This is a genomic window from Arthrobacter sp. I3 (assembly GCF_000520575.1).
Classification (GTDB): Bacteria; Actinomycetota; Actinomycetes; order Actinomycetales; family Micrococcaceae; genus Arthrobacter; species Arthrobacter humicola_A.
In genome coordinates, this window is record NZ_KI914910.1 from 45,555 (window position 1) to 62,650 (window position 17,096).

Here is a 17,096-nt window from a genome sequence, read left to right on the forward strand (position 1 = left end):
GGGTGCGGGCTTCACAGCTCCCGGCGCCTTGTCTGTGTCCGCCGGTTTGGTGTCTGCGGCCTTGCGCTGGGCGAGAGGCTCGTTCTCAGTGGCCGGCGCCTTGCGCTGGGCGAGAGGTTCGTTCTCCGTGGCCGGCGGGACCACCGTGAGCTGCCCGGCGACGGCCGGTGCGGCGATGACGGCGCCCGGGGCATCACCCTTGACGGCCGGCTTGGCTTTGCCGGTGACATTGAGGGTCGAGAGGTCGATCTGGCCCTTGGCGACCGAAGCCACCATGCCCAGCTCCGTGGCCTTGGCCGCCAGGTTCTGCGGGGCGTCGAAGTTCTGCACCTGCTGGGTGAGGTCCTGGTTCTGCTTGGTCAGTGTGGTCTGTTCACTGCGGAGCTGGACCAGCTGGTACTGGGCGGAGGAGACGGAGATGTTAAGGACCAGCACGGCCATAAGGGCAATCGCCAGGAGCCCGAAGCAGAGCACCACGAACGGTGCGCGGCGCTTGCGGGGCACCGAGCGGACCACCGACAGCGGAGTGCGTGCCTTGCGGGGCTGGTCAAGGCCGGGGCGGAGGCCGGGCAGGGCACGGGCAGTGGCGCCCTGGGCAACGGGGTAGCTGTTGACGGCGGCGGTGCTCATGCGGCTCTCCTGGCTTTGATGCGTTCGACGGCGCGCAGCCGGGCGGAAGCTGCGCGGGGGTTTTCGGCGATTTCAGCGGCGGTGGGTACCTCGGTGCCCTTTGTCAGGGTTTTGAGTTCGGCTTTGTGCTCTTCGAGCTCGACCGGGAAGCCGAGCGGCGCCGAGGACTTCGATCCGGCCTGGAAGAAGCCCTTGACGATCTTGTCTTCCAGGGAGTGGTAGGACATGACCACCACGCGGCCGCCGAGGGCGATGGCCTCGATCGCTGCCGGGATGGCGCGCTCGAGGACGTCCAGTTCCTCGTTGACCTCGATCCGGAGCGCCTGGAAAGTGCGCTTCGCGGGGTGGCCGCCGGATTTGGCGGCACCGGCGGGCACCACGGCCCGGATCTGGTCGACCAGTTCGCCGGTGGTGGTGAAGGGCTGTTCGGCGCGCGCGGCCACGATCCTGTTCGCGATGCGGCCGGCGAACTTCTCTTCGCCCCACTTCCGGATGATCCGGACGAGTTCTTCTTCGCTGTAGTTATTGACGACGTCGGCGGCCGTCTGGCCCCGGCTGGTGTCCATCCGCATGTCCAGGGGCGCGTCGAAGGAGTAGGCGAAGCCGCGCTCCCGCTCGTCCAGCTGGAGCGACGATACGCCGAGGTCCATGAGCACACCATGGACTTCGGTGAAGCCCAGGTCTTCGAGGACGTCCGGGATTTCGTCGTAGACGGCGTGAACGAGGTCGGTCCGGTTCTCGAAGGGCGCCAGCCTGGCCCCCGCCAGTGCCAGGGCTTCCTCGTCGCGGTCGATGCCGATCAGGTGAAGGTCCGGGAAGCGCTGCAGGAGGGCCTCGGAGTGTCCGCCCATGCCGAGCGTCGCGTCGATCACCACGGGGGTCTCGCCGCGGCTCAGTGCGGCCTCGATGCCGGGGGCCAACAAATTGATGCACCGGTCCTTGAGGACCGGTACATGGCGTTCGGACGTCGGCTTCGCCTGGTCGGGATCCGTCATGCCTTCGTCCTTTCGTTGGCCTTGTTTGTTTTGAGCTTGGCTGGTTGAGCTTTGCTGGTTGCGCTTTGCTTGGTACTGCTCTTACGCAACGTTCCTTGGTCCAGATCCCCATCCGCGCCTATCCTGCGCCGGCCTGGCTCCGGGGAAGTGAGCCAGGACAACAACCGGATGGGCGGCTGGAGATCTCGATCAAGGAACGTTGTTTGCTGGTGGATCAGTGGGGGTTCAGAGAATCCCCGGGATGGCGTCGTCTGTTTCCGAGAAGGCGGTTTCCTTTTCGGCCAGGTACTCATTCCAGGCTTGGGCGTCCCAGATCTCTGCCCGGGATCCTGCGCCAATGACGGCGAGTTCCCGGCCAAGACCTGCATACTCCCGGAGCGCCGGCGGAATCGTCACGCGCCCCTGCTTGTCAGGTACCTCGTCCGAGGCTCCAGAGAGGAAAACACGGATGTAGTCACGTGCCTGCTTGGAGGAAATTGGAGCCTCCCGCATCTGCTCGTGAACCCGGCCGAATTCCGCCTCACTGAAGACGTAGATGCAACGCTCCTGGCCCCTTGTGAGAACCAGCCCGCTGGCAAGTTCCTCTCGGAACTTCGCGGGGAGGATAATTCGACCTTTTTCATCCAGACGCGGCGAATGTGTGCCGAGAAACACGGCCCACCGCCTGTCTGTTTTAGGAAGTCCAACGTCCCCTGTGCTGCCACTACCCTCTTACGTCCTCCACATTACTCCACATCGCTCCACAGTCAACGACACGCCCGGGATGTTTGGACAATTCTGCGGATGTTTATCCCCCTTCTTCCCAGCATTTGCAGGGAATCGGGACTGATGGGGGAAAGTGGAGCGATTTTTGCCTGCTTGCCTCCTGACCCGCACCGATTGATGGTGCGCACCGGCGCGGGAGCGAATAATTCGGCGCGGTTGACCCTTTTGCGGCGCCATCGAAGCCAAATTCCCGCAAGGCTGCAGCAAAGGTGCCGGAAATTGCCGCGTTAAATGGCGAAAGACCCGCCGAAGCGGGTCTCGCGCCGCTCCCCGGCGGACCGGTGGCGGGAAGTGGAGGACTTTACGGGGCCGTCACTGAGCGGTTTAGGACTCGCCCCCGTGCCGTTCGTCCCAGCGCTGCTCGAGGTTGCTCATGAACGAGCTCCTGGGCTTGCCCTGCTTTCGTCCGCCGGCTGCCCTGGCCTTGCCGACCGCAGAACTGCGCATCGTGGCGAAATAGACGCCGGCGCCCATCACAACAAAGCCGAGGACCCCGACAAAGATGTTCTGCATCGACACCCCGACCAATAACAGCAGCACGCCCGCGAGAGTCGCGAGCACGCCGATGACAAGGTGGCGGGTGGACCATGAGCGTCCGGGGACCGATCCCATTGAGCTTGCAAACTTTGGGTCGTCCTCATGCAGCTGCTTCTCAAGTTGCTCCAGCAACTTCTGTTCGTGTTCCGAGAGCGGCATCACGACCTCCTCAAGTCTGCCAACGTCCGGGCATGACGTGGCCATTGCCCTAATTCCCTAACGCCCGGGATTCCGAAGTGGTTCCCCCGTCACCGCCATTGGTGAAAAGGGGGTCAATTCAGCTCTCCCGCGCCGGTCTTAGCTGGCCAGGTCGCCCGAACGGTCGATCCAGTAGTCCTAAACCTAGGTATTAATAAGGATAGATTGTTGCGGCCTGTTCTGAAAGACAGTCTTAAGGCCCTTTCGCCGCCGGAACCCTTGGGAACGGGCGGCCCGCCGGGGTTCCTGCCGGGCTTACTCGGTGGCGCCCCCGGAATCCAGGAGCCGGGCCGGAAGGACTGACTTGTTGCCGAACTTCCGGGTGACAGCATCGAGGGCTTGTTCGGCGGCCCGCCAGTTGTCGTCCCGGCGGTCAAGACTGAGCTGAAGCGGGGCATCGGCGGCCTCTTCCAGCTGCTCGGCGCGGATGCCGACCAGCCGGACCGTCATGGGCCGCTCACCCACCGATTCCAGGAGCTGCACTGCCACCGCGTACAGGAGTTGGGCGCTGTCGATCGGTGTGCTCACGGTGCGGCTGCGGGTAATAGTGGAAAAGTCGGCGTAGCGCAGCTTGAGCGCCACGGTACGGGCGTGCATGCCGGCACTGCGGAGGCGCTCCGCCGTCCGGTGCGAAAGGCGCAGCAGCTCCCTGTGAAGCAGCGCGTCATCCGCGGTGTCAGTGGCGAACGTCTCCTCGGCACCAATGCTCTTTTCCAGGCGGACCGGCGTCACGGGCCGCGGATCGATGCCCCAGGAGAGCCGGTAGACATGCTCCCCCGATGCGCCCAGCAGCTTGCGCAGCGAGGGCAGCGGCGACGCGGCGACGTCCGCCACCGTCCTGATGCCCCGGCGGGCCAGCACCTCCACGGTCTTGCCGCCGACTCCCCAGAGCGCACTGACGGGAAGGCTGTGCAGGTAGGGGACGGTTTCCTCCGGCCGGATCAGCAGCAGTCCGTCCGGTTTGCAGCGGGTGGACGCGATCTTGGCCACAAACTTGCTGGCGGCGATGCCCACTGATGCCGTAATGCCCAGCTCCCGGAACACGCGGGCCCGGATGAGTTCGCCAATCTCCCGTGGCGGCCCGAGCCTCCGGATGGCTCCCCCGACGTCCAGGAACGCCTCATCCACGCTGAGCGGCTCGACGAGGTCGGTGATGGAACCAAAGATTGCCATGATCTGGCCGGACACTTCGTAGTACAGCTTGTGGCGGGGCTCGATGATGACAGCCGAGGGGCACATCCGCGCCGCCACCACCATGGGCATCGCCGATCTGACGCCGAAGGCGCGGGCCTCATAGGACGCGGAGAGCACCACGGAGCGGTCCGCGGGGTAGCCCACAATCACGGGCTTTCCCTTAAGCTCGGGCCGGCTGCGCAACTCCACGGAGACAAAGAAGGCGTCCATGTCCACGTGCATGATGCTGCTGCGCCGCAGTTCCAGCAGGGACTCCCCGCCCAGGCTGCCGGCGGGCTGGATCTGGGGCTGCGCATTCGAGGGCCCGTTGGGGTGCATATTCCTCTGCGCTCCCTGCTGATTCTCTGCGTCCGGCCCCACGTCTTCAATCCTATGCCCGGGGACTGACTAAACTGGAGGCTGATTCCGCTTCAACCCCAGGAGGAAAGTCCCTGTGAAGGTATTTGGACAGCGCAAACGTGCCGCAGCCGCCATCGCGGCGGCTGGCGCGCTATTGGCCTTGGCCGCATGCACGCCTGCCGGCACCGGGAGCCCGGCGGCGTCGCCGGCGTCGACCCCGGACGCCTCTGCGCAGTCCTCCACCACCGCTCCCCCCAGCCCTTCCGCGGAGCCCGGCACGTCAGCCACGGTCGGCGCCCTCGTGCCCGGCTTCCCGCAGAAACTCCTGCCGCTGATGCCCGGAGCCCAGGTGGTCTCCAGCAGCTTCGACAAAACCACGGTGCCGGCAACCGCGGCACTGGTCGGCAGCATCACCGCCCCGGCCGCCGATGTCCTGGCTTTCTACGCCAAGGGGCTGCAGGCGCAGGGCTTCAAGCCCGTACCCGGGGAAACCGTCGGCGCCCTGCCGTCCAAGGACTTCCTGCGCGGGGACAACGAAACCGTGAACATCTCCGTCATGCAGACAACAGGGGTGTCCACGTTCACGATCGGTGCGAACGTCGCTGCCGAGTCCGTCAAGTGAGTCTCGCCGAACAGCTACGGCTCGAGCAGGCGGATTACGTGGCCGCCGTCGCCGGCAAGCTCACCGAGTTCCTGACCAGCCGCCAGGCCATCATGGCCTCGATCTCCCAGGACATCGATCCGCTCATGGGCTCGATCTCAAACCTGGTCACGGGCGGAAAGCGCCTGCGGGCGCTCATGTGCTACTGGGGATGGCGCGGCGCCGGCGGAGAAGCCGGCGCGGCCGAGGTGGTCACGGCCGGCTCGGCCCTGGAGCTGTTCCAGGCCGCGGCCCTGATCCACGATGACATCATTGACCGCTCGGACACCCGCCGGGGCGGACCCAGCGTCCACCGCAGGTTCATTGAACTGCACGAGGCCCAGGGCTGGGCGCTGGACAGCGAGCGGTTCGGCCACGCGGCAGCGATCCTGACCGGGGATCTCTGCCTGTCCTTCAGCGAGGAATCGTTCACGGAGATCGGACACCGTGCCGCCTCCGGCAGCCCGGCACGGCTGATCTTCAACCTCATGCGCGCAGAAGTCATGGCCGGGCAGTACCTCGACATCCTGGAAGAGGTCGCCGGGCCCCGGCGGGACCGTGCCGGGGCCGTCAGCCGGGCCCAGTCCATCATCCGGTTCAAGTCGGCCAAATACTCCACCGAACACCCGCTCGCCCTCGGCGGCGCCCTGGCCGGCGCCGGCGACGAGCTGCTGCGCGGCTATTCCGCCTTCGCCCTGCCGCTCGGCGAGGCGTTCCAACTGCGGGACGATGTCCTTGGCGTCTTCGGTGACCCCGTCACCACCGGCAAACCTGCCGGGGACGATCTCCGTGAGGGCAAGCGCACGGTCCTGGTGGCCTTCGCCCTGGACCAGGCCTCGGCGGCCGAATCAGAGTTCATCGACGCCAAGCTGGGCAGCCCCGATCTCGGCGATGCGGACATCGAGGAGATCCGGCGGATCATCGTGGACTGCGGCGCACTCCAGGCCACGGAAGTGCTCATCGAGGAGTTCGGCAAGGCCGCCTTCGCCGCCCTGGACCTGTTGCCGCTTCAGGAGCTGCCCAAAACCGCGCTCCGCAGGCTGGCAGAAGCCACGGTCAGCCGCGCGGCTTAACCCTGTCCTCACGGCGGTAACGCCTTTTAACCGGTAACGCCTTTTAAAAGGTGCCTTGAAACGCGGCGGGCCGTGCACTGCGCTTGCGCTGTGCACGGCCCGTGATGGCACGTCCGGGGGATGCTGCCGGCGCAGTTGCTGCCGGTGTGCTTTTACCAGGCCAGTGATTGTGCCCTGCGGCGAATTTCGGTCTTGCGACCTTCCCGCAGGGCGTCAATGGGCCGGCCGCGGAGGGAATCGTCCGGCGTAAAGAGCCAGTTGATCAGTTCCTCATCCGAGTATCCGGCGTCTGAGAGAACAACAATGGTGCCTTTCAGGCTCTCCACCGCATGCCCGTCCTGGATGAAAGCCGCAGGTACGGACCGGATGCGCCGGTCGCCGATTCTCACGGCCGCCAGCGCACGCTCGTCCAGCAATGCATGGACCTTGGTGATAGATACGTTCAGAAGCTGTGCGACATCGGGCAGGGGCAGCCATTCGCCCACGAGGCTTTCTACATTACTCACGCATAAAGATTGCCACGGGCGGTGCCCCGCCGCCTAGTCGGCATCCGCAGAATTCACGCTGCGGCCATGGCCGGTCCCGCCGCGCCGGAATGCCGCCAGGCTTCACCAGGGACTCCCATGGAACGACTTTCGGGCGACACTCCACCGGAAACGGGTTTGCGGAATGTCAAACGGTTCTTGTGCTAATTGCCAATTCATGAGAGATTCACATAGATCACATTTGTAACAAAAATAACTTTTGTCACACTGGTAACACCAGTTCTACCGGCCTGACCGCAGCGTTGCCGCTGAGAAGAGGATCTTTCCAATGACAACCTCACGTTCGCCACAGCTCCGTCCGGGGCGCAGCCTGCCGCTCATCGCGGCGACGACGGCGGCGCTTCCCGCCGTCGTGCTTTCCTCCCTGGCGATCGCCCAGCCTGCCGCAGCCGAATCGCGGGTGCGCTCGGTCCCGGCAACCCTCGCGGCCGCCATGCGTGCCCAGGCGAAGGCTGACGCGGCGACATCCCTGAAGGCGGCAGTGATCCCGGCCGCCTCCGTCCCGGTGACGCTGCCGAGCGCCTTGCGGCCCGCGCAGCCGGCGGCTCCGGCCGTCTACACGATCGCCCGCGGCGACACCATCAGTGCCATTGCCGGCCGCTACGGCCTGGACACGTTTGCCGTGCTCAAGCTGAACAACCTGCAGGCGAACACGATCATCTACCCGGGGCAGAAGATCAAGCTCACGGGCTCGGCGCCGGCAGCGCCCAAACCGTCCGCACCGGCGAAATCGACGCCGACAACGCCCGCCTCGGGCGGCGGCAGCGTGTACGTCGTCAAGTCCGGCGACACCCTGAGCGCCATCGCCACCCGCCACGGCGTTGGTCTTTCCGAGATCTTCAAGTGGAACGGGCTCGGGATGAGCTCCGTGATCTATCCCGGCCAGAAGGTCAAGGTCGGCGGCGGTTCCAGCACGCCGGCCACCTCCGCACCCGTGACGGCCGCCGCACCCAAGCCGTCGGCGCCCGCGCCGGCCAGTTCCGGCTCCTACACCATCAAGGCCGGCGACACCCTCTCCGGCATCGCGGCCCGCAACGGTGTCAGGCTCTCGGACGTCCTGTCGGCCAACCGGCTGACAATGTCGAGCATCATCTACCCCGGCCAGAAGCTCGTCATCCCCGGCGCGTCGACCATCGCACCGGCATCGAGCACGCCTGCCACCACCACGCCCCTCGTGCCCAGCACGTTCCTCGGGTTCAGCTACCCGGCCGCGGTGGTCAGCTCGGCCAACCAGAACAAGGCGCTGCTCAACGCCTCCCCGGTGCCCACCCGCCAGCAGATGAAGTCGATCGTGGCGGACACGGCCCGGCGCATGGGCGTGGACGCCAGCCTTGCACTGGCTTTTGCCTTCCAGGAATCCGGGTTCGACCAGCGTGCCGTGTCACCGGCCAATGCGATCGGCACCATGCAGGTCATCCCGTCCTCCGGCGAATGGGCTTCCGATCTGGTGGGACGCAAGCTGAACCTGCTCGATCCGTACGACAACGCCACGGCAGGCATCGCGATCATCCGCCAGTTGGTCCGCACGAGCCCGGATGTGGACACCGCAATCGCCGGCTACTACCAGGGCCAGTACTCGGTGAGCCAGAACGGCATGTTCGAGGACACCAAGGGCTACGTCGCCGCCATCAAGGCCAACCGGCAGCTGTTCGGCTAACCCCGGCCGTTCGGCCAACTACAGACTCCAGCACAGGCTCCCTTTCGGCGGAGCGTGACGCTACGGGCCCGGATCGCATGTTGATTCGGGCCCGTTTCTGTCCAGCGACTACGATTGTAAGGTGCAGGAATACGTGTCGGATGCTCTCGTAGGGAACCTGGTGGACAACCGCTACAAGGTTCAATCCAGGCTTGCCCGCGGCGGGATGTCCACCGTGTACCTCGCCACGGACCAGCGCCTTGAGCGTGATGTCGCGCTGAAGGTACTCCATCCCCATCTGGCCGACGACCCGCAGTTCCTCGATCGGCTGGGCCGCGAAGCCAAGGCTGCCGCCCGGCTCTCCCACCCGCACGTCGTGGGCGTCCTGGACCAGGGCGAAGACGGCCGGCTCGCATATCTGGTGATGGAATTCATCAAGGGCCACACGCTGCGGGATGTCCTCAATGACAAGGGCGCCCTGTCGCCGCGGCTGGCCCTGGCGCTGATCGATCCGGTCGTCGAAGGCCTCGGCGCCGCGCACGCCGCCGGAATGATCCACCGGGACATCAAGCCCGAAAATGTCCTGATCGCCGACGACGGGCGGATCAAGCTTGGCGACTTCGGCCTGGCACGCGCTATCTCGACGTCCACCAGCACGGGCGCCCTGATCGGGACTGTCGCCTACATCTCCCCCGAACTTGTCCTGGGCAAACAGGCAGATGCCCGCAGCGACATCTATTCGGTCGGGATCATGCTCTACGAAATGATCACGGGCCGGCAGCCGTTCGAAGGCGACGTGCCCATCCAGGTCGCCTACCAGCACGTCAATTCCACCGTCGCAGCGCCTTCGCTGGAGGTGCCCGGGCTGGCCGCGGAGATCGACGAACTCGTCCAGTGGTGCACGGACCGGGACCCGGACAAGCGCCCCGTCGACGGTAGCGCCCTGTTGTCCGAGCTCCGGCACATCAGGACCAACCTCACCGACGCCGAACTCGACCTCCAGCCGCCCGCGGCCCGCAGCACACTGCCGGCCGTCGCTGCACCGCCAACCCGGCCGCCAGGCGGTACCGGTCCGGCGTCGGACGCACAGGCAACGGCCCACGTGCTGCCGCCCACCGGAATGCCCACGGAATTGCAGACTGAGGTATACGGCAGCCTCGCCCGGCCCACCGAGATGATTTCCCGCACCAGCGGCAACCCGACCACCGTGATGTCCGGTGCCCCGCGGCGTCCGGCCTACGGACCGTTGTCCACCCCGGACGAGGCGGCCTACGACGGCGCCGGGTATGACGGCCCGGCGGAGAGCGCGGTTGCCCCCAGCAAACGCGCCCAGCGCAAGCTGGACCGGGACGAGGAGAAGGCGCGCCAGCGCGCCGCCGCCACGCCCACCAGGACCCTGCACGAGGGCAACCCCCGGCGCCGCGGCTTGCTGTGGATCGTCCTGCTCGTCGTCGCGGCGCTGCTCGCCGCCGTCGCCGGCTGGTTCTTCGGCATGGGTCCGGGGTCGCCGGGAACGATTCCCCCGGTGGCGAACAAGACCGTTGCCGAGGCCCAGGACCTGCTCCGCACCGCCGGCTTCCAATCCACCGTGAAGGATGTCTTCGACGACGACGTCTCGCCCGGGCTCGTGGTCGGCTCGGAGCCGACCGCCGGGGAGGTCATCCGCAAGTTCCAGCCGGTGTCGCTGGCAGTGTCCAAGGGCCCGGAGCTGTTCCCGCTGCCGGAGCTGGCCGGCAAGAGCCTGGACGAGGCCAAGACCACGCTCAACGGCGCCCAGATGGCTTTGGGCCCGATTACCGAGACATTCGACGAGAAGGCGCCTGCCGGAACCGTCCTTGCCCAGGCTCCGCGCAGCGGCAACCCGGTCAGGCACGGGACGCCCGTGGGCCTGACCGTCTCGAAGGGCCCGCAGCCCATCCCGGTCCCGGATGTCCGTGGGCAGGCGCAGGACACCGCTGTTAAGGCCCTTGAGGATGCAGGCCTGAAGGCCGTGGTGGCCCCGGAAGCAGTCAATGACAGGAATGTCCCCGAGGGCGCGGTGCTGGCGCAGGACCCGGCCTCCGGCAACCTGACCAAGGGCGGCACCGTCACCTTGACCATCTCGAAGGGCCCGAAGCTCGTCGAGGTGCCCAGCTTCATCGGCAAGCAGGCCTCGGAGGCCCAGGAAGCCCTTGAGAAACTCGGCTTCAAGGTCCAGGTCGATAACATCCTCGGCGGTTTCTTCGGCACGGTCCGGGACCAGAATCCGGTGGACACGAAGGCCCCGGAAGGCTCGACCGTCACGCTCACCGTCGTCTGACCGGAACCCCGCTCCGGCCCCTGCCGTCGCACAAGAAAGCTCCGCCCGGCTGCTGTAGCCGGGCGGAGCTCTTTGTCAGAATGCGTTCTGTGGGAAACGTTCTGCCGGAATGCGTTCCGCCAGACGCGTTCTGTTCATCAGTGCGTCAGCGCTTGGAGAGCGCCCCGGCCACCAGGAACGCCATCTCGAGCGACTGCATGTGGTTCAAGCGCGGATCGCAGACGGACTCGTAGCGGTCCAGGAAGGCTTCCTGGTCGATCGGGTCGGCTCCGCCGAGGCACTCGGCGACGTCGTCACCCGTCATCTCCACGTGCAGGCCGCCGGGAACGGTGCCGAGCGCGTGGTGGACTTCGAAGAATCCGCGTACTTCGTCGATGACGTCGTCGAAATTGCGGGTCTTGTAGCCGTTGGGCGAGGTGACCGTGTTCCCGTGCATGGGGTCGGTGACCCAAAGGACCTGGGCCCCGGAGGCGGTGACGCGCTCGACGATCGCCGGCAGCTTCTCGCGGATGTTGCCCGCACCCATGCGGGTGATGAAGGTGAGCCGGCCGGGCTCCCGGTTCGGATCCAGCTTGTCGATCAGGCGCAGGGCGTCGTCGCCGCTGGTCGACGGGCCGAGCTTGACGCCGATCGGGTTGCGGACGCGGGAGAGGAAGTCGACGTGTGCGTGGTCCAGCTCGCGGGTCCGCTCCCCGATCCAGAGGAAGTGCGCGGAGGTGTCGTAGGGCAGCCCCGTGCGCGAGTCGATGCGGGTCAGGGCGCGCTCGTAGTCCAGCAGCAGGGCCTCGTGGCTCGCGTAGAATTCCACCCGCTTCAGGGCCTCGAAATCGGCACCGCAGGAGGCCATGAACTTGATGGCGCGGTCGATGTCCCGGGCCAGGGACTCGTAGCGGGCGTGGGCCGGGTTCTCGGTGAAGCCCTTGTTCCACTGGTGCACCAGGCGGAGGTCCGCGAAACCGCCCTGGGTGAAGGCGCGGATCAGGTTCAGCGTCGAAGCGGAGGTGTGGTAGGCCTTGAGCATCCGGCCGGCGTCGTGGGCGCGGGACTCGGGCGTGAAATCGTAGCCGTTGACGATGTCGCCCCGGTAGGCCGGCAGGGTGACGCCCTCGCGCGTTTCATCGTTGGAGGAGCGGGGCTTGGCGAACTGGCCAGCCATGCGGCCCATCTTGATGACGGGCATGGCCGCGCCGTAGGTCAGGACAACGGCCATCTGCAGGATGGTCCGGACGCGGGCGCTGATCCTGTCCGCCGTCGCGGCTTCGAAGGTCTCGGCGCAGTCGCCGCCCTGGAGCAGGAACGCCTTGCCCTGCGCGGCGGCGGCGAGCCGTTCGCGAAGAATGTCCACTTCGCCGGCGAACACGAGGGGCGGGAGGACGGAAAGTTCCTTGACGGACGCCTCGAACACAGCCGGGTCCGACCAGGTGGGCTGCTGCGAGGCCGGGAGCTCCCGCCAGTTGTCCAGTCCGGGATAGTTGGCGGCTCCGCTCTGGGCGGTGCTGGTCAGCGGGGAAACTGGTTTCTCAGATAGCTCGGTCACTATCTAAGGATAGTAGTCCCATCAAGGTTCGGGGGCCCTGCCTGTCATTGACAGCCCGGCCGCCGTCATATGGCACCCGTGGCCCGCTCATGCGGGGCCGGGAACCTCCGGTCCCGCGTTCCCGGCAGCGGTTTCATTCGGGGTTTCCGGAGGGGCCGTGTTTGGGGCTTCGTTCGGGGTATTGCCGGCGGCCGCATCCTGCACCGCGTCAGGGCCCGCAAGGGTTTTGTCCGGGGCCGCGTCCTGCGCTTTGCCCGCCAGGCGGAGCTTTACGACGGCGGCGTACTCATCCACGTATTCCTGGCCGGAGAGGCGCATGAGTTCATACATGATCTCGTCGGTCACTGAACGCTGGATCAGCCGGTCATCCTCCATGCCGTAGTAGCGGCTGAAGTCGAGCGGTTCGCCAAAGATCATGCCGATGCGGCGGATGTTGGGCACGCGCTTGCCGATCGGCTGGACTTTGTCCGTTCCGATCATTGCCACCGGGATGACCGGAACACGGGCCTGCAGCGCAAGGCGCGCAACCCCCACCTTGCCGCGGTAGAGGCGCCCGTCGGGGCTGCGGGTCCCCTCGGGGTAGATGCCCAGGAGGGAACCCTTCTTGAGCACGTCCATGCCGGCGTTCAGCGACTGCGCGGACGCGGCGCCCCCGGACCGGTCCATGGGGAGCTGGTTGGTGAGCCGGAAGAAGGCTGCCGTCAGCCTGCCCTTGATCCCGGTGCCGGTGAAGTACTCGGATTTCGCCAGGAACGCGACCGGCCGCGGCACCATGACAGGCATGAAGATGGAATCCGAGAAGGAGAGGTGGTTCGAGGCAAGGATCGCGGCGCCCTCAGCAGGGACGTTGTCAAGGCCCTTGACCCAGGGCCGGAACAGCAGCCTGAGTACCGGCCCCAGGACAAACGTCTTCATGAACCAATAAAACACTCGGTGACCTCTCCGGAAGGCGTCTGGCCTGCGGCCCGAACCGGGTCCGGCCAGGCTTCAATGGACACCTTACTCTAGTGAGTTTTGGCGCTAAGGGTGACACGATGGGCTCATGACTGAAAGCAGCACTCCCCCTGCGCCCGCCGCTTTCAGCTACCCCGGCCACGGCCCCAACGCCCGGACCGGTGTGGCCATCTGCCACGGCTTCACAGGCAGCCCGCTCAGCGTCCTGCCGTGGGCCCGCCACCTCGCCGCCCAGGGCTTCGCCGTATCGGTACCGCTTCTGCCCGGGCACGGCACCCACTGGCGGGACCTCGCCCGGCAGGGCTGGCAGGACTGGTACAGGAGCTTTGAAACGGCGTACCTGGACCTGGCCGGCCGGACTGATGACTGCTATGTCGCGGGACTGTCCATGGGCGGCACGATCGCCCTGCGTACCGCGGCCCGCCACAGCGTGGCCGGCGTGGCCGCCGTCAACCCCGGCCTGAGCTTCTATGACCGCAGGGTCCGGATCGTGGGACTGCTCAAGTACTTCCAGCGCACCACCACGCCCATCCAGGAGGAGAATTCCACGGCGGCCACCACCGACGACGGTGACTACTCCCTGACGCCGCTGGCCGCCGTCCACCAGTTGCGCCGGCTGTTCGCCGCGACCCTCCGGGACCTGCCGTCCGTCTCCGCCCCGGCCCTGGTTTTCAAGTCGGACACCGACGCGGTGGTCCCGCCGTCGTCCCTGGCGCTGCTGCGCAGGCGGCTCGGGTCCCGGGAACTCACGGTGGTTCCCCTCCCGCACAGCGGGCACGTTGCCACCCTGGACGCCGATGCGCCGCTACTCTTTGAAGAATCAGTGCGTTTCTTCCTGCAGCACGCCCACGCCATTTCGCCGCCCCGCGCCCCCTCGGAGACCCCATGAGCATCCTCCCGGACCACTCGCCGTTCAGCAGCCCGTTCACGGGAACCATCCCCCGGACCGGCGTCGTGGTCTCGCACGGCTTCACCGGCAGCCCGCACGGTGTGCGGGACTGGGCGTTGTCCCTGGCCGGAGCCGGGTTCGCCGTCCGGCTGCCCCTGCTGCCGGGGCACGGAACGAGCTGGCAGGAACTGGCCAAGACCCGGTGGCAGGACTGGCATGCTGCCTTGGACGCGGCCTACCTGGAGCTTGCGGAAGAATGCGACGTCGTGGTTGTGGCGGGGCTGTCCATGGGCGGCGCCCTCGCGTTGCGGATCGCGGCCACCCGCCCCGTGGCGGGGGTGGTGGTGGTCAACCCCGGCCTGGTCATCGATGATCCCCGCGCCCCGCTGGCGGGCGTCTTGAAGTTTGTCCTCAAGAGCACCCCGGCTATCGCCAATGACATCCTCAAACCGGGCATGGATGAGTGCGCCTACCCGCGCACTCCGGTGGCCGCCGCGCACGAGCTCAACAAGATATTCAAGGACACCGTGCGGCTGCTGCCCCGCGTCACGGCTCCGGTCCGGGTCTACCGTTCCACAGTGGACCACGTGGTGTCCGAATCCAGCATGGAGGCCCTGCGCCGCGGGTTGACCAACGCCCCGCTCGAGGTGGTCCGGCTGGAAAACAGCTACCACGTCGCTACCATGGACAACGACGCGCCCGAGATCTTCCGTGGCACGGCCGAATTTGTCCGGTCCGTTGCAGCCGCAGCCGGTCCGGGCGCCGCCCGCGCCAGCCGGAAGGACACGGCCAATGACTAAGCCGGACCCCGACGTCCCGGACCCCGAGACCCCTGACCCCGACGACGCCCGGTCGCCTGGCGCTGACGCATCCGGCCTCCAGCGTCCGGGCACCACCCCGCCCCCTGAGGCGCAGGACCCGGCCGCCGCGGACGCACCGCTTGCCGATGACGACGCCGTGTGGCTGGATCTCGTCGCCAGGCTGGAGGGGGTCGGGACAGGCAGGGACGGGGCAGTTGGGGGAACTGACGGCCCGGCCGGCGGAACGGACAGCGCCGCCGGCACCGGTGCTGGCTCCGCCGCCGGCTCCGGTGCGAACAGATCGTTCAGCGATTTCGACCCGCTGGGTCTCGCCGGCGTCGCGCCAATCGAACTTTCCGCCAGGGAGCGGCTCGCCTCCGCCCCGGGGAACCCGGCCGCGGGCAGCAGTGAGGCGCCGGACACCGCATCCGGCCCCCGGGACTACGAGGCCGACGACGACGATGGCGTGTTCGTCCCGGAGGAGCCGCCCAGCCTGGCCGGTGCAGATCCGATGACCGTCCTTGCCTGGATTGGCGCGGTGGGCGGCCCGATTGCGCTCGTGTTCTCGGCGATGTTCTGGCGGTCGGCCCCGACGCTGGCGATCGTGGGCATGGTGGCCGCGTTCGCGGCCTCCGTGGTGTTCCTGATCATGAAGCTGCCGGGCGAGAAGGACGAGCACGACGACGGGGCGCGCATCTAGTCCACCCGGTCAGGGCGCCAGCCACCGCACTGGTTGGTTCAGGGCTTATGCAGGCACGCTACTGGGTGTGCATGCGGCTGCTGACCCGGGAGAGGTCGGCGGCGCCGATCAGCCCGGCGTTGGGTCCCAGGGCCGCCAGTTCGATCTCCGCCGCGGGGCGGAAGCCGCGGCCGGTGAGGTTCCGTGCGAAGGCCTTCCGTGCCGGTGCGACGAGCAGCTCGCCGGCGTCGCAGAGTCCGCCGCCGATCACGAACTTGCCGGGGTCCAGTGCCGCCGCGAGGTTCGCCAGGCCAAGGCCCAGCCATTCCCCGACGTCCTCGAGGAGTTCGCGGGAAGTCTGGTCCCCGGCCTTGGCCAGCTCCGTCACGATCACGCCCGTAATGCGTCCCACGTCGCCGTCCACGGCCTTGAGCAGTTCCTGGGCAACCGGTGAATTCGCGGCGGCCAGTTCCCTGGCCTCGCGGCCGAGCGCATTGCCCGAGGCGTATTGTTCCCAGCAGCCGCGGTTGCCGCACTCGCAGCGGTGCCCGCCCGGCATGATGATCTGGTGGCCGAACTCCCCCGCCACACCGAAGCGGCCGCGTTCGAGCCGTCCGTCCATGACCATGGCCCCGCCGATTCCCGTTCCCAGGGTGATGCAGACCAGACGGTCCTGTCCCTGCCCGGCGCCGAAGCGCCATTCCGCCCAGGCGGCGGCGTCGGCGTCGTTGGTCAGCAGGACGGGGCGGCGCAGCAGCCGCTGCAGGTTCTCGCGCAGCGGCTCATTGCGCCAGGCCAGGTGCGGGCTGAAGAGGACAGTGCCGCCGTCGAGGTCCATCCAGCCGGCGGCGCCGATTCCGACCGACCAGATCCGGTGTCCGGCGCCCAGCTCTCCGACCAGTTCGACAATGACCTGTTCCACGGCGCGCGGGTCGTTGCCCGGGGTGGAGCGTTTGGCCTGGCTGAGGATCCTGCCCTCGGCGTCCACCACGCCGGCAGCAACCTTGGTTCCCCCGATGTCGACGCCGATCGCCAGGCCCTTGCGGCCCAGCCGCAGGTGTGAGCGGAGGTCGTGCCCGGCCGTGGCGGCCGCGGCGCCGGCCAGGGTCCTGCTTCGCCAGGCGGCGGTCCGGCGGCGCAGGCCGGGCTGCCGGCCGGGTGTTGGTGTCTGCATGGTGCCCCATTCTATTCGCCGGGGCCGCAACGGCAGCGAAGGCCCGGCCGCATGACGCGGCAGCATAGCGCCGCGCACGTGCCCGCAGCAGCGCCGACTGGCGAAACGGCGGTCCCGACCGTAAAGTTACTGGCCAGTAGGTGTCGCAGAACACACCTTCGGGGGGCCGCATACTAGGCTTAGCGGTACCCCTTGCGGGCCTATGGATACCA

At 67.3% G+C, this 17,096-nt stretch carries 16 protein-coding genes; 7 read left to right on the forward strand and 9 right to left on the reverse strand.

Annotation, left to right across the window (positions count from 1 at the left end):
* The 5 genes from Y706_RS29150 to dinB all read right to left on the reverse strand — a co-directional run.
* Positions 1-630, reverse strand: a 630-nt coding sequence (locus Y706_RS29150) for a cell division protein FtsL (RefSeq protein ID WP_028275885.1), incomplete at its 3' end; no start/stop codon positions are given.
* Positions 627-1,625: a 16S rRNA (cytosine(1402)-N(4))-methyltransferase RsmH gene (rsmH, locus tag Y706_RS0106070; RefSeq protein WP_028275886.1), complete on the reverse strand. Its 999-nt coding sequence runs from the start codon at positions 1,623-1,625 to the stop codon at positions 627-629. The genes Y706_RS29150 and rsmH, both read right to left, overlap by 4 nt.
* Positions 1,626-1,850: 225 nt before the next feature.
* Positions 1,851-2,279 (reverse strand): division/cell wall cluster transcriptional repressor MraZ, encoded by a 429-nt coding sequence (gene mraZ, locus Y706_RS0106075; RefSeq protein WP_028275887.1) that lies wholly within the window; start codon positions 2,277-2,279, stop codon positions 1,851-1,853.
* Between the two features lie 435 nt (positions 2,280-2,714).
* The gene (locus Y706_RS0106080; protein WP_028275888.1) at positions 2,715-3,086 is read right to left on the reverse strand and encodes a DUF3040 domain-containing protein; all 372 of its coding nucleotides are present in this window, start codon (positions 3,084-3,086) and stop codon (positions 2,715-2,717) included.
* A 294-nt stretch (positions 3,087-3,380) separates the two neighbouring features.
* Positions 3,381-4,637 carry a DNA polymerase IV gene (gene dinB / locus Y706_RS0106085; protein ID WP_243179533.1) on the reverse strand — a complete coding sequence of 419 codons (1,257 nt, stop codon included), beginning with the start codon at positions 4,635-4,637 and terminating at the stop codon, positions 3,381-3,383.
* Between the two features lie 115 nt (positions 4,638-4,752).
* Between dinB and Y706_RS0106090 the strand changes: the two genes are divergently transcribed.
* Positions 4,753-5,280 (forward strand): RodZ family helix-turn-helix domain-containing protein, encoded by a 528-nt coding sequence (locus Y706_RS0106090; RefSeq protein WP_028275890.1) that lies wholly within the window; start codon positions 4,753-4,755, stop codon positions 5,278-5,280.
* Positions 5,277-6,371: a polyprenyl synthetase family protein gene (locus Y706_RS0106095; RefSeq protein WP_028275891.1), complete on the forward strand. Its 1,095-nt coding sequence runs from the start codon at positions 5,277-5,279 to the stop codon at positions 6,369-6,371. Before Y706_RS0106090 ends, Y706_RS0106095 begins: the two co-directional genes overlap by 4 nt.
* A 152-nt stretch (positions 6,372-6,523) precedes the next feature.
* Here the strand turns inward: Y706_RS0106095 and Y706_RS0106100 are convergent, their stop codons facing one another.
* Complete coding sequence (locus tag Y706_RS0106100) at positions 6,524-6,877, reverse strand: Rv2175c family DNA-binding protein (protein WP_026266238.1); 354 nt, start codon at positions 6,875-6,877, stop codon at positions 6,524-6,526.
* 307 nt (positions 6,878-7,184) lie between these two features.
* On the opposite strand from Y706_RS0106100, the gene Y706_RS0106105 reads away from it, so the two are divergent.
* Both Y706_RS0106105 and Y706_RS0106110 read left to right on the forward strand, forming a co-directional pair.
* Positions 7,185-8,573, forward strand: coding sequence for a lytic transglycosylase domain-containing protein (locus Y706_RS0106105; protein WP_028275892.1), 1,389 nt, complete (start codon positions 7,185-7,187; stop codon positions 8,571-8,573).
* A gap of 121 nt (positions 8,574-8,694) precedes the next feature.
* Positions 8,695-10,851 (forward strand): Stk1 family PASTA domain-containing Ser/Thr kinase, encoded by a 2,157-nt coding sequence (locus Y706_RS0106110; RefSeq protein ID WP_028275893.1) that lies wholly within the window; start codon positions 8,695-8,697, stop codon positions 10,849-10,851.
* Positions 10,852-10,996: 145 nt separating this feature from the next.
* Here the strand turns inward: Y706_RS0106110 and Y706_RS0106115 are convergent, their stop codons facing one another.
* A complete protein-coding gene (locus Y706_RS0106115; RefSeq protein WP_043435064.1) occupies positions 10,997-12,391 on the reverse strand; it encodes a class II 3-deoxy-7-phosphoheptulonate synthase in 1,395 nt (464 codons plus the stop codon).
* An 84-nt stretch (positions 12,392-12,475) separates the two neighbouring features.
* Positions 12,476-13,318, reverse strand: coding sequence for a lysophospholipid acyltransferase family protein (locus Y706_RS0106120; RefSeq protein WP_028275895.1), 843 nt, complete (start codon positions 13,316-13,318; stop codon positions 12,476-12,478).
* 112 nt (positions 13,319-13,430) lie between these two features.
* On the opposite strand from Y706_RS0106120, the gene Y706_RS0106125 reads away from it, so the two are divergent.
* Genes Y706_RS0106125 through Y706_RS23905 form a run of 3 tightly spaced genes read left to right on the forward strand, consistent with a single transcriptional unit; the run spans position 13,431 to position 15,731 of the window.
* Positions 13,431-14,231 carry an alpha/beta hydrolase gene (locus tag Y706_RS0106125; protein WP_028275896.1) on the forward strand — a complete coding sequence of 267 codons (801 nt, stop codon included), beginning with the start codon at positions 13,431-13,433 and terminating at the stop codon, positions 14,229-14,231.
* Positions 14,228-15,031, forward strand: coding sequence for an alpha/beta hydrolase (locus Y706_RS0106130; RefSeq protein ID WP_028275897.1), 804 nt, complete (start codon positions 14,228-14,230; stop codon positions 15,029-15,031). The genes Y706_RS0106125 and Y706_RS0106130 overlap by 4 nt, the downstream gene beginning before the upstream one ends.
* The gene (locus Y706_RS23905) at positions 15,024-15,731 is read left to right on the forward strand and encodes a hypothetical protein (protein WP_028275898.1); all 708 of its coding nucleotides are present in this window, start codon (positions 15,024-15,026) and stop codon (positions 15,729-15,731) included. Before Y706_RS0106130 ends, Y706_RS23905 begins: the two co-directional genes overlap by 8 nt.
* Positions 15,732-15,789: 58 nt before the next feature.
* On the opposite strand, the gene Y706_RS0106140 is transcribed toward Y706_RS23905, so the two are convergent.
* Positions 15,790-16,884: an ROK family glucokinase gene (locus Y706_RS0106140; RefSeq protein ID WP_028275899.1), complete on the reverse strand. Its 1,095-nt coding sequence runs from the start codon at positions 16,882-16,884 to the stop codon at positions 15,790-15,792.
* Positions 16,885-17,096 lie beyond the last annotated feature (212 nt).